We start from the raw sequence: 12618 nt of genomic DNA, 5'->3' as shown, positions 1-12618 counted from the left end.
ACGCTCCTTCACGTCATCGTCTCTGCCTGCGATGATAGCCCCTGGTGACACGACGGGGCCCGCAGCGTCCGACTCACGGGCCGAGGCCGCGCAGGCGACTCAGATCGGATAACCGGTGACCGGTCCCTCCCAGTTCGGCTTCCAGCCGAGAGCCGGAGCGACGTGCTCGGCGAAGGACTGGAGGACGTGGAGGTTGTAGTCGACGCCGATCTGGCTGGGGATCGTGAGCATCACCGTGTCGGCCGCTTCGATCGCGGGGTCGGCCTTGAGCTGATCGATGAGGACGTCGGGTGCCGCGGCGTAGGTCTTGCCGAACGTCGAGCGCATGTCGTCGATGATGCCGATCTGGTCGCCGTCCGCGCTCGAGCGCCGCCCGAAGTAGAGGTCGTCGAGGTCGGTCGTGATCGGGAAGATGCTCCGGCTCACGGACACCCGTGGTGTCCAGTCGTGGCCGGCCTCCTGCCAGGCGTCGCGGAACCTGTCGATCTGGGCACGCTGGAGGTCCCCGAAGGACTCACCGGTCGCCTCGGTGAGCAGGGTCGAGCTCATGAGATTGACGCCCTGCGCGGCAGCCCACTCCCCGGTCGCCGCCGTGCCCGCGCCCCACCAGATCCGCTTGTCGAGACCCGGTGCGAAGGGTTCGATCGCGAGGCGCGCGCCGGGACCGTACTGGGCGGGATCAGCCGGCGCGACCTTCTCCCCGCGGACTGCGTCCATGAACTTCCCGAACTTCGCCCGGGCGATCGTCGCACCCTTGGCGTCCTCGGCGTCGAGGTAGCCGAAGGCTTCCCAGCCGCGTTCGGCGGGTTCCGGTGATCCCCGGCTCACCCCGATCGCCACTCGACCGTCGGAGAGGAGGTCGAGGGCCGCGGACTCCTCGGCGAGGTAGAGCGGGTTCTCATACCGCATGTCGATGACGCCGGTGCCGACCTCGATGTGCTTCGTCTTCGCGGCGATTGCGCTGAGGACCGGAATCGGGGCGGCCGCCTGCTTCGCGAAATGATGGACGCGGAAGTATGCGCCGTTGACGCCGATCTCATCGGCGCCGACGCCGATCTCGACGGCCTGCTGGAGCGCTTCCTTCGCGCCGTAGTCGCCGGGGGCCGCACCTGGTCCGTAGTGGCCGAAACTGAGGAATCCGAATGCCTTCATGCTCATGGCAACCTGGTTGAGAGATCAATTATTCCGGCGCATCGGACCGCCAGCCCACCCAGAGGAGTCGCACGGTCGCCGGGTACGACGAAGGCCCCGTCGCGGACGACGGGGCCTTCTCCTGCTCCCCCGGCTGGGCTCGAACCAGCGACCCTTCGATTAACAGTCGAATGCTCTGCCAACTGAGCTACGGAGGAATGTGGCAGTGACCTGCGCACGAGAAAACAGCATAGCAAAGGTCGTCCCGGCTGAGCAAAGCCGGCGACTGTGCATTGGCTCACATGCTCGTCGGCGACCGGACCGAGCTGTGTGCGCCGCCGGCTCACCCCACCTCGACGGGAGGGGAAACCGTACATTCACCTCCACCTGAGGGCTCGGCCGCCTACCGCCCTGTAACATCGGGGGTGATCCCCCGACGCGTCGCGGGAGAGACTCCGAGCCCGAATCCGACGGAAGCAGAACACGTGACCATTGTGGCCATCGCCCTCGCCGTGCTGGCAGCCGTGGCCCTCGCGTTCGGGGCCCTCTACCAGCACGACGCCGTCGCCGATCAGGACAATTCGCACGACGGTCTGAGCTGGGCGCATTTCAAGGAGCTCCTGAGCAATCGGAAGTGGCTGCTCGGTCTCTTCATCCTCGGCCTCGGCACGCTCGGGAACTTCCTCGCCCTCGCCCTCGCCCCGGTCATGGTCGTCCAGCCCATCGGCGCGTTCTCCCTCATCGTCTCCGTCCTCCTCGGCGTGCGCTATCGCGGTCTCAAGGTCAACCGCCGCCTCGTCCAGGCCGTGGTCTGGTGCACCCTCGGGGTCACCGTCTTCGTCGCGCTCTCGGCCACGACCGCGCGCACGCAGGTCCACCTCGGCGCGGATGCGATGCCGTTGGTGTGGATCACCGGGGTCATCGTCGTCCTCGGACTCATCATCATGGTCGCCTTCAGACGGGCCCCGCAGCTCGTCCTCATCACCGCCGCCGGTCTCCTCTTCGCCTGTGTGGCGACGAACGCCCACCTCGTCAGCGTCCAGTATCTGCGGGCGGGGATCGAGAACGTCACGTGGCAGAACATCGCAGCACTCGTCGCCGCCGCGGCCCTGGGCTCGTGGTTCGTCCAGAACTCGTACGCGGCCGGTCCCCCGGAGATGGTCATCGCCGGGCTCACCGTCGTCGACCCGATCGCCGCTGTCATCCTCGGCTCCGTCGTCCTCGGCGAGGCGAAGGAAGCTCCCTTGTGGCTGCTCATCATCATCACGATCACCGGATTGGTCGCGTGTCTCGGGGTCGTTGTATTGTCTCGGTATCATCCCGATGTCAGAGATCGCGAGAACGCGCGCCGGCAGGCCCGCGAAGTACTGAACCTGGACGACACCGAGGAGAGTTGAACCCTGTCCGCACAATCGACCGCCCCCGCGCGCCGCATCCTCATCCCCACAGAGACCTATGCTCCTGAGGTCAACGGAGCGGCGAAGTTCGCCGAACGACTGGCAGCGGGCCTGGCCGCACGCGGCAACGACGTCCACGTCGCCTGCCCATCGGCCACCGGAACCCCGTCGGTGAGCGTCGAGAACGGCGTCACGGTCCACCGCCTCACCTCCCACAGGTGGATGCTCCACCCCACGTGGACGATCTGCATGCCGTGGGAGACGAAACCCGAGATCGCCCGCCTCCTCGACACCCTCCGCCCCGACGTCGTCCACACGCAGGCGCACTTCGTCATCGGACGCTACGCGTTCTCCGAATCGATCCGCCGCGGCATCCCCGTCGTTGCGACCAACCACTTCATGCCGGAGAACGTCCGCCCCTACCTCCGCGTGCCCAGACCCCTCGTCGACGGCGGCACCGCCATGGCCTGGTGGGATCTGCGCCGGAAGTTCCAGTCCGCTGACTTCATCACCGTGCCCACCCAGCTCGCGGCAGACCTCCTCACGCAGAACGGATTCACCTCCCCCATCCGCGCCGTGTCCTGCGGCATCGACCTCGAACGCTTCTCCCACCTCCAGGAGGAGGACCACGCATCGGGCATCGGCGACGGCGACGCTCCTCGCGTCCTCTTCGTCGGCCGCCTCTCCGCGGAGAAGCACGCCGACGACATCGTCCGGGCCGTGGCGAAGACCGACCCCGCCCTCGGACTCGAAGCCGACATCGTCGGCGGCGGTGACCAGGAGGAGCCGCTCAAGGCGCTTGCCGCCGAACTCGGCATCGCCGATCGCATCCACGTCCTCGGCAAGGTCAGCGACGCAGAGCTCATGGACGCCTACGCCCGCTGCACGTTCTTCTGCATGCCCTCGACCGCGGAACTCCAGTCGATCGCGACCCTTGAGGCGCTTGCCTCACGCAAACCCGTCGTCCTCGCCGATGCCGTGGCCCTGCCCCACCTCGTGCGCGACGGCGTCAACGGCTACCTCTTCCCACCGCGCGACATCGACGCCCTCGCCGACCGCTTCACCCGCCTGTGCACGCAGTCGGAGGCGGAACGGGAGGCGATGTCCCGGGCCTCCCTCGACGTCGTCGCCGTCCACGACATCGAATACACCCTCGACACGTTCGAATCGATCTACGCCGACGTCATCGACGGCACGGTCGACTCAGCGGCCTGAGGCCACAGCCAGCGGCGGGCACAGCGCAGCGGCTCAGAGGTCAGGCGCGCTCCCGGTCGGCACCGTCGCCGCATCCGTCGGCGGAAGGAACACGCTCGGCTCCCGGCGCAGGTGCGCGAAGTCGATGCCGTCGACGAGGTCGTCAAGCGACGACCAGGGCCGTTGCCCGAGAACCTCTCCCCCGGCGGAGTCCCCGCCGAGGGAGTGCCACACCCATTCGAAGACATCCGCGGGCTTCCAGCCGAGGGCCGAGAGCTGCTCATACGTCACTGCTCCGTCGCGCTTGGCCAGCCTGGCCCCCGATTCCCCGAGGACGAGGGGGACGTGGAGCCACGACTGCTCGCCTGCACCGAGGAGGCGCCCGAGATGTGCCTGCCGCGGTGCCGAAGAGGCAAGGTCGTCACCGCGGAGGACCTCGTCGACGCCGCTGGCCGCATCGTCGACGACGACGGTGAGGTTGTAGGCGAAGACTCCGTCACCCCGGCGCAGGACGAAGTCGTCGACGGGCGCGGTGATCGTCCCGAGGAGTCCGTCGGGGACCGTGATCTCCGTATTCTCCGTGCGCAGCCGCAGCGCCGGCTGCCGGCCTGCGGCGGCAAGTTCCGCGCGTCGACGCTCCCGGTCCCCCTCGCCGAGGCGGCGGCACGTTCCCGGGTACGCCCCCGGCGGGGCGTGCGGAGCCGAGGGCGCCTGCTGGATGTCCCGGCGCGAGCAGTAGCACTCGTAGACGAGCCCCGCCTCGGCGAGGCTGCCGATCGCGTCAGCGTAGACGTCGAGCCTCTCGGACTGGACGAGCGGGGTCTCATCGGGGACGACGCCGAGTTCCCTGAAGACCTGCAGCTGCGAGGCGGCCGCCCCCGCCCGGACCCTGTCGAGGTCCTCGATGCGCCAGAGGAACCGCCGTCCCGTCTGCCTGGCCCGCGCGTGGGCGAGGAGTCCGGTGCGGATGTTGCCGAGGTGGAGGTCGCCGCTCGGGCTCGGTGCGAACCGGCCGGCGCCCCTCACTTCTCAGACACGAGGTCGGCGTACTGCGGGAACCGCTGAAGGTAGTCGATGACGTAGGTGCACGTGGGCACGATCCGCCCGCCCTCGGCGCGGATCTCGTCGAGGGCGTGGGTGACGAGGGTGCGGGCGAATCCGCGACGGGAGAAGTCCTCGGAGATGATCGTGTGCTGAAGCTCGAGGGTCGACCCATCGACGACCCGGTAGGCGAGGAACCCCACGAACGCCTCGTCGTCAGAGGTGAAGAGTTCGAAGCGGTCCCGGTCGCGGTTGCGTCGCATCGTCACCGGGGTGGTGCTGAGTTCGGGTTCCATCTGCACTTCCTCATCATCGCACGGGCGCAGTCGTGAGCCCTTCGCCCTCGACATCGGCCGTGGTCTTGCGCTGCAGCCGTCTCTCCAGCCACCGAGCGAAGCCGGCGACGATCATGTTGATGACGATGAAGAGGGCGGCACCGACGATGAACGTCGGCAGGAGGTTATTGTACTCGCGGCCGATGAGGTTGACCTGGTAGAGAAGGTCCTGATAGGTGACGATGAAGCCGAGTGCGGAGTCCTTGAGGAGGACGACGACCTGGGCGATGATCGTCGGCATCATCGCCCGCAGCGCCTGCGGCATGAGGACGAGGCTCATCACCTGACCGGGACGCAGACCGATGGCCATCGCCGCCTCCCGCTGGCCCTTGGGCACAGCGAGGATGCCGGCGCGGATGATCTCCGCGAGCACCATGCCGTTGTAGAGGGTGAGGCCGATGACGACGGACCAGAACGGACCGATCGTGTTCCCAAAGAGGAGGAAGGTCGCGAAGATGAGGAGGAGGACGGGCACGCCGCGGAAGAACTCGAGGACGATCGTCGCAGGCACGGAGATGATGCGTTTGGGTGAGAGCCGCAGGAGGGCGAAGACGACTCCGACGGCCAGCGCCAGCACCGAGGCGACGACGGCGACCTTGAGGGTCGCGAGCATGCCCTCGAGGAGGACGAGCTGGATCTGCGCGAACGTGAACGGGTACCACTTGTCGGCTTCGAGCTGTCCGGCGTCCGCGAACTTCCAGATGACGAACGCGACGATGCCGGCAAGCACGATCGTCGAGACGATGGAGAGGACGATGTTGTTGCGGCGGGCCTTGGGGCCGGGCGCGTCGAAGAGGACCGCTGTCGGTGCGCTCATCGCAGGATCACCAGCTTCCGCTCGAGGTAGGAGAAGATGCGGCCGAGGATGAGGGCCAGGACGAGGTAGGCGACGGCCGTGCCGAAGAGGATGGGGATGACGAGGTCCCCGCGCAGCTCGATCGCGTTGCGCATCGCCGAGATGAGCTCGCGGTTGTTGAACGCCGAGGCGATCGAGGTGTTCTTGAGCATCGCGATGACGACGCTGCCGAGCGGCGGGATGACGGTGCGGAACGCCTGCGGGAGGATGACCTCGCTCAGCGTCTGGTTGAAGGTCAGTCCGATCGCCCGTGCGGCTTCGGCCTGACCGACCGGGATGGTGGCGATGCCGGCCTTGAGCGTCTCGGCGACGAAGCACGCGGTGTAGGCGGTGAGCGCGATCGTCGCGTAGACGAAGGAGTTGAACGAGCTCGAGCTGCCGAAGCGGATGTCGAGGAAGGGCAGGCCGAAGGCGCAGAAGAACATCACCAGCGTCAGCGGCGTGTTCCTCACGACGTTGATGTACGTCGAGGCCGCGATCCGAAGCACCGGTGTCGGCGAGACCCGCATCGCTGCCAGTATCGTTCCGAGCACAAGTGAGCCGACCAGGGCGACGGTGAAGAGCTTGACCGTGCCCCACACGCCGGAGCCGAAGAGCTCGAGGAGCTGGACGAAATCCATCCCGGGTTCCTTAATCGATGCGAGGGCACCCTCAGGCGCCCTCGCATCGCATCATCAAGCGGACAGGTCAGTAACGGTCGACCTCAGGCATCTGCACTCCCTCGGACGAACCGAGAGTGTATTCGAAGCCCTTCTTCCAGTCGCCGTCCTCCATGCTCTTCTCCACGGCGTCGTTGACCGCGTTGCGCAGCGCCGTATCGCCCTTGGGCAGGCCGATGCCGTAGGGCTCCTCGCTGAACGGCTTTCCGACGACCTTGAGCTCGCCCTCGTTCTGGGCGGCATAGCCGCGGAGGATCGCGTCATCGGTCGTCACCGCATCGACCGCGCCCGACTGGAGGTCGGTGACGCACTTCGAGTAGGTGTCGTACGTGACGAGCTCGGCGTCCGTGTACTTGTCCTGGATGTTCTGGGCCGGCGTCGACCCGTCGACGGAGCAGACCTTCTTGCCCGCGAGGTCCTCGGGTCCCGCGATGTCGGAGTCGGCCTTGACGAGCAGGTCCTGACCGGCGACGTAGTACGGTCCGGCGAAGTCGACGACCTTCTTGCGCTCGTCGTTGATCGTGTAGGTCGCCACGACCATGTCGACGTTGCCCTGCTGGAGGAAGGGCTCACGGTTGGCCGACACCGTCTCGACGAAGTCGAGCTGATCGGGGGCGAAGCCGAGCTGCGCACCGACCATCTTCGCGATCTCGATGTCGAAACCCTCCGGGACGTCCGACCCGGCCTTGACGTTGCCGAGCCCGGGCTGGTCGAACTTGACGCCGACCTTGAGCGTGCCCGCGTCCTTCGCGGCCTGCCAGGTCTTCGAGTCCTTGACGTCGGCGTTCTCGTTGACGGGGTACTCGGGGGCCGCCGCCTGCGAACCGCCCTCGGCGGGGGCATCGGGGGTTCCGCCCTGACCGCAGCCGCTGAGGGCGAGCAGGCCGACCGCGACGGCGGCGATGGACACTCTGAGCTTCTTCATGGTTTCTCCTTGTGGTTCTCGTGCGGGACTGCGGGGTCAGTTGGTGAGGATCTTCGAAAGGAAGTCCTGCGCGCGGGCACTCTGCGGGTTGGTGAAGAACTCCTCGGGATCGGCGACCTCGACGATCTCGCCGTCGGCCATGAAGACCACCCGGTTGCCGGCCTTGCGGGCGAATCCCATCTCGTGGGTGACGACGACCATCGTCATCCCCTCCTTGGCGAGCTCGACCATGACGTCGAGGACCTCGTTGATCATCTCCGGGTCGAGGGCCGAAGTGGGCTCGTCGAAGAGCATGACCTTCGGCTTCATCGCCAATGCCCGGGCGATCGCGACACGCTGCTGCTGACCGCCGGAGAGCTGAGCGGGGTACTTGTCGGCCTGATGGGCGACGCCGACGCGCTCGAGCAGCGCCATCGCCTGCTTGTCGGCCTCGGACTTCTTGAGCTTGCGGACCTTGATCGGTCCGAGCGTGACGTTCTCGAGGATCGTCTTGTGGGCGAAGAGGTTGAAGGACTGGAACACCATGCCGACGTCCGAGCGCAGCTGGGCGAGCTCGGCTCCCTCGGCCGGGAGCTCCTCGCCCTCGATCGTGATCGACCCCGAGGTGATGGTCTCGAGTCGGTTGATCGTCCGGCACAGGGTCGACTTGCCCGAACCGGAGGGTCCGATGACGACGACGACCTCGCCCTCGTGGATGTCGAGGTCGATGTGCTTCAGCGCATGGAAGTCTCCGTAGTGCTTCTCGACGTCCGTCATCGAGACCAACGGCTGTGATTCAGCTCTCATGACCACCGATCTTAGTGAAAGACCAGCTCACAAGGTAATCCCCGGGTGTTCACAGGGGAATTGCAACCGACTTGTGACCTAGCTCGCATGGACGATGCGCTCGCCCTCCTCGCGGAGTTCGACCTTGCGGATCTTGCCCGACACCGTCATCGGGAAGGAGTCGCGGACTTCGACGTAGCGAGGGATCTTGAAGTGGGCGAGACGCCCGGCGGCGAACTCTCTGACGTCCTCGGCGGTGAGCGTGTCGTAGCCGTCCTTGAGGATCACCCATGCCATGAGCTCCTCACCGTACTTCTCGTCGGAGACGCCGATGACCTGGACGTCGCTGATCGCCGGATGCTGGTAGAGGAACTCCTCGATCTCGCGCGGGTAGACGTTCTCGCCGCCGCGGATGACCATGTCCTTGATCCGCCCGGAGATGTCGACGTAGCCGTCGTCGTCCATGATCGCGAGGTCCCCGGTGTGCATCCACCGGGCGCTGTCGATCGCCTCGGCGGTCTTCTCCGGTTCCTCCCAGTACCCGAGCATGACCGAGTAGCCGCGGGTGCACAGTTCGCCCTTCTGCCCGCGGGGCATGGTCTGGCCCGTCACCGGGTCGACGATCTTCACCTCGACGTGCGGCATCACCCTGCCGACGGTCTCCGTGCGGGCCTCGAGCGAATCGTCGACGCGGGTCATCGTCGAGACCGGGGAGGTCTCGGTCATCCCGTAGCAGATGGCGACCTCGGACATGTTCATGTCGTCGATGACGTGGCGCATGACCTCGACCGGGCAGGGGGAGCCGGCCATGATCCCGGTCCGCAGCGATGAGAGGTCGAAGTCGGAGAAGTCCGGCAGGCCGAGCTCGGCGATGAACATCGTCGGCACTCCGTAGAGGGAGGTCGCCTTCTCCTCGGCGACGGCAGTGAGACTCGCCGCCGGGTCGAATCCGGGTGAGGGCAGGACGATCGAGGCGCCGTGGCTGAGCGCGGCGAGGTTGCCCATGACCATGCCGAAGCAGTGGTAGTAGGGCACGGAGAGGACGACCGAGTCGTCGGGGGTGTAGGAGAGCAGCTCGGCGATGAAGTACCCGTTGTTGAGGATGTTGTGGTGGGAGAGGGTGACCCCCTTCGGGAAGCCCGTCGTCCCCGAGGTGTACTGGATGTTGATCGGATCGTCGGCCGAGAGCTCGCCGGCTGCCTGCTCGAGGCGCACCGCGTACTTCGCGCCGGGATCCTCCAGGAGGCTTCGGCCCTCGTCGAGCAGGCGCGCGAACGACTCGCGCTCCCCCACCGCCGTTTCTCCGATCAGCGCGGCGGGAACGGTGTCGATGAAGACGAGGTCGAGGTCGGGGACGGTGCCGGAGACCTCGGTGGCCAGCGCGTGGAAGTCCGTGTGAGGCGGGTTGAGGATCTGTGAGATGAGCAGCGTCATCCCCGACTGCCTGACGACGTATTCGAGCTCGTGCGCCCGATAGGAGGGGTTGACGTTGACGAGGATCGCGCCGATCTTCGCCGTCGCATACTGGACGAGCGCCCACTCCCCGACGTTCTGCGCCCAGATGCCCACCCGGTCGCCCTTGCGCACGCCGCGCTCAAGCAGCGCCGCGGCGAGGGCATCGGTGTCCCTGTCGAACTCGGCGTACGTCCAACGGCGATCGGAGCCGCGGTCGACGAGCGCGATCGCCTCGGGGTGTTCAGCGGCCGTGCGGCGGAAGTTCGCAGGGATCGTCTCGCCGAGCAGGGGGGCGTTCGAGGGGCCGGAGGAGTAGGAGAGTGCGGTCACGTCGGTGTGCTCCTTCGCAGGGGTCTAGTGTGATCCACTGCACAGTATTCCCTCTCCGTCCGTCTCGCAAAAGCTGAGGAGGAAATCCCGGCCGCTCGTGTCGTCGCCGTGGCCGATCTCCCCGACCGCTCCCACAGTGTCCACACGCCCGGAGTCGATGAGGACGAGGGTCTCGGCGAGGCTCGTGACGTCGGCGACATCGTGGGTGATGAGCAGTGCGCTGCGCCCACGCAGCACCTCCTTGAGGACGCGGCGCGTCTCGATGCGCACGTCGACGTCGAGGGCGGCCAGGGGTTCGTCGAGGAGGAGGAGGGCAGGATCGACGACGAGGGCGCGGGCGAGGGCGATGCGGGCGGCCTGTCCCCCGGACACGGCATCGGGTCGACGCCCCGCGCATTCCCCGACGCCGAGGCGGTCGAGCATGTCCGCGGCGTGTCGCCGTGCCAGCGCGGCCGGTTCACCGCGGGCGCGCAGTCCGTAGGCGACGTTGTCGAGCACGCTGAGGTGGGGGAAGAGCAGCGGGTTCTGGGCGAGATGGACGATGCCGCGGGCGTGGATGGGCGGCCACAGGCCCGCCGCGACGTCGAAGACGGTGGTCCCGCCGATCCGCAGCGATCCCGCAGCGGCCGGGAGCGCCCCGATGAGGATCTCGAAGAGACTCGTCTTGCCGGCGCCGTTGCGGCCGATGACCGCCGTCGTCGACCCGGCGGGCACGTCGACGGCGACATCGAGGCCGCGCTCGGGCAGGACCGCCCGGAGGCTGAGCGTACCGCGGTCAGTCGGGGGGTGGTCCCGCACGCTCGACGCATGGTCGGAGTCGTCTGCGGCGGGCAGGTCCGCCGGGGCTGCGCTGCGAGCACCGGCGCTCTCGGGCGCGGCGGCGTCCGTCCGGGCGGCTGCGCGCCGGCGCAGCCGCGGCGCATGCGGCGAACGGTAGGCGAGGACGATGATGACGAGGGCCGCGGCGACGAGGAGGAGCGAGAGGGCGATCGCCGACTGCGGATCGGACTCACGGACGAGATAGATCTGCAGCGGCATCGTCCGCGTCACCCCCGACAGGGAACCGGCGAAGGTCAGGGTCGCCCCGAACTCCCCGAGCGACCGGGCGAAGCAGAGCACGGTACCGGTGAGGATGCCGCCCCGAAGCATCGGGACGGTGATCGTCGCGAACACTCGGGCCGGCGTCGCACCGAGTTCGGCCGCCGCGAGCTCCCACCGCTGCCCGCGGGCGGCGACCGCGGTCTCGACGGACATGACCATGAACGGCAGGGAGACGAAGATCTGCGCGAACACGACGGCTGCGGTCGTGTAGGCGAGGCTGATGCCCGCCTCGGTGAGCAGCGACCCGAGATAGGCCGACCGCCCCCACGTGTAGAGCAGGGCGAGGCCGCTGACGACCGGGGGCAGGACGAGGGGCAGGAGGATGAGGGTGCGCAGGAGTCTCTGTCCGCGGAAGCGCGTCGTCGCGAGCAGGTAACCGAGCGGGAAGCCGATGAGGAGGCTGACGAGTGCCGCGATCGTCGAGGTGAGAAGGGAGAGTCCCATCGCCAGCAGGGATTCCGGTGCGGTGACGACCTCGCCGAGGTGGCCGAGGTCGATGCGTGCGACCATCCCGATGATGGGCACGAGGAGGAAGGCGACGCCGAGGGCTGCGGGGATCCACAGCCACCTCGGCGCCGCCGAATGACGGCGGGTGGGACGGCTCATGGGGTGGAGAACCCGGCGTCCTCGAGCAGCTTCACAGCCTCAGGCGACCGGAGGTAGCTGACGAACGCGTCCGCCTGCTCCTGGTTCTCGCTCGCCCTCACCGTGGCCGCCGGGTACCGGTTGACGACCTTCTCGGCCCCGTCGAGGTCAACCTGGTCGACGCCGCCGTCTGCGCGGGCGACGTCGGTGACGTAGACGATGCCCGCGTCGGCCTGGCCGGAGCTCACCTTGCCGAGGACATCGGTCACCGAGTTCTCCTCGCTCGCCGGGTCGAGGGTGACGCCGTTCTGCTGCGCCCACTTCTCCGTCGCCGCCCCGCACGGCACCTGGGGTGCGCAGACGACGAGGTCTGTGCCGGCGAGGTCCTGCGAGTCGGCGATCCGCTTCGGGTTGCCGGGAGCGACGGCGAGGGCGAGGGTGTTCGAGGCGAAGATCTCGGGCGTTCCGGTGAGCAGGTCCTCGCCTGCGAGGGTGTCCATCGTCTTCTCATCGGCGGTGGCGATGACATCGGCGGGAGCGCCCTCGCTGATCTGGGCGACGAGGTCGGAGGATCCGGCGAAGGAGAACGTCACGTCGGTGTTCGGCGCGGTCCTCTCGTATTCGGTCGCGATCTCCTCGAAGACCTCGGTGAGGGAGGCGGCGGCGAAGACGGTGAACGTGGTCGGCTCCTCGGCCCGGTCCTCGCCCGAGGCACCGGTGGAACAGGCGGAGAGAGTGAGCAGGGCGACGATGCCCGCTGCGGTGGCAAGTCTCTTCATAACCCATTCATACCCGCAGATGCGGAGTTTTCACCACATTCTGTCAGTATCTGAGATTTCGTTCC

Annotated in this window: 12 protein-coding genes and 1 tRNA gene; 2 read left to right on the top strand and 11 right to left on the bottom strand. The window is 67.6% G+C overall.

Annotated elements, in window-relative coordinates; genetic code table 11:
• Positions 1-99: 99 nt before the first annotated feature.
• Together AC0VYB_RS09370 and AC0VYB_RS09365 are read right to left on the bottom strand one after the other, a co-directional pair.
• A complete protein-coding gene (locus AC0VYB_RS09370; protein WP_101623814.1) occupies positions 100-1152 on the bottom strand; it encodes an LLM class flavin-dependent oxidoreductase in 1053 nt (350 codons plus the stop codon).
• A gap of 124 nt (positions 1153-1276) precedes the next feature.
• A tRNA-Asn gene (locus tag AC0VYB_RS09365) sits at positions 1277-1349 on the bottom strand.
• A 267-nt stretch (positions 1350-1616) separates the two neighbouring features.
• Between AC0VYB_RS09365 and AC0VYB_RS09360 the strand changes: the two genes are divergently transcribed.
• Positions 1617-2528: a DMT family transporter gene (locus AC0VYB_RS09360; RefSeq protein ID WP_223289865.1), complete on the top strand. Its 912-nt coding sequence runs from the start codon at positions 1617-1619 to the stop codon at positions 2526-2528.
• 3 nt (positions 2529-2531) lie between these two features.
• Complete coding sequence (locus AC0VYB_RS09355) at positions 2532-3743, top strand: glycosyltransferase (protein ID WP_475385262.1); 1212 nt, start codon at positions 2532-2534, stop codon at positions 3741-3743.
• 33 nt (positions 3744-3776) lie between these two features.
• On the opposite strand, the gene gluQRS is transcribed toward AC0VYB_RS09355, so the two are convergent.
• The 9 genes from gluQRS to modA form a co-directional block, all read right to left on the bottom strand.
• Complete coding sequence (gluQRS, locus tag AC0VYB_RS09350; RefSeq protein ID WP_131247587.1) at positions 3777-4748, bottom strand: tRNA glutamyl-Q(34) synthetase GluQRS; 972 nt, start codon at positions 4746-4748, stop codon at positions 3777-3779.
• A complete protein-coding gene (locus tag AC0VYB_RS09345) occupies positions 4745-5059 on the bottom strand; it encodes a GNAT family N-acetyltransferase (RefSeq protein ID WP_131247585.1) in 315 nt (104 codons plus the stop codon). The genes gluQRS and AC0VYB_RS09345 overlap by 4 nt, the downstream gene beginning before the upstream one ends.
• 13 nt (positions 5060-5072) lie before the next feature.
• Complete coding sequence (locus AC0VYB_RS09340; RefSeq protein ID WP_009375563.1) at positions 5073-5915, bottom strand: amino acid ABC transporter permease; 843 nt, start codon at positions 5913-5915, stop codon at positions 5073-5075.
• Positions 5912-6574, bottom strand: a complete 663-nt coding sequence (locus tag AC0VYB_RS09335; RefSeq protein WP_009375562.1) for an amino acid ABC transporter permease — start codon at positions 6572-6574, stop codon at positions 5912-5914. The genes AC0VYB_RS09340 and AC0VYB_RS09335 overlap by 4 nt, the downstream gene beginning before the upstream one ends.
• Positions 6575-6641: 67 nt before the next feature.
• The gene (locus AC0VYB_RS09330) at positions 6642-7538 is read right to left on the bottom strand and encodes a glutamate ABC transporter substrate-binding protein (protein WP_009375561.1); all 897 of its coding nucleotides are present in this window, start codon (positions 7536-7538) and stop codon (positions 6642-6644) included.
• Between the two features lie 36 nt (positions 7539-7574).
• Positions 7575-8303, bottom strand: a complete 729-nt coding sequence (locus AC0VYB_RS09325; protein ID WP_009375560.1) for an amino acid ABC transporter ATP-binding protein — start codon at positions 8301-8303, stop codon at positions 7575-7577.
• 99 nt (positions 8304-8402) lie between these two features.
• Positions 8403-10088 (bottom strand): AMP-binding protein, encoded by a 1686-nt coding sequence (locus AC0VYB_RS09320; RefSeq protein ID WP_313450242.1) that lies wholly within the window; start codon positions 10086-10088, stop codon positions 8403-8405.
• 24 nt (positions 10089-10112) lie between these two features.
• On the bottom strand, positions 10113-11795 hold the full coding sequence (locus AC0VYB_RS09315; protein ID WP_475384666.1) for an ABC transporter permease: 1683 nt from the start codon (positions 11793-11795) through the stop codon (positions 10113-10115).
• The gene (modA, locus tag AC0VYB_RS09310) at positions 11792-12553 is read right to left on the bottom strand and encodes a molybdate ABC transporter substrate-binding protein (protein ID WP_313450246.1); all 762 of its coding nucleotides are present in this window, start codon (positions 12551-12553) and stop codon (positions 11792-11794) included. Before modA ends, AC0VYB_RS09315 begins: the two co-directional genes overlap by 4 nt.
• Between the last annotated feature and the right edge of the window lie 65 nt (positions 12554-12618).

This window comes from Brevibacterium sp. Z349TD_9 (assembly GCF_056173565.1).
Note: the sequence above shows the minus strand (reverse complement) of the source record. Positions and strands in the feature narration are given on the sequence as shown.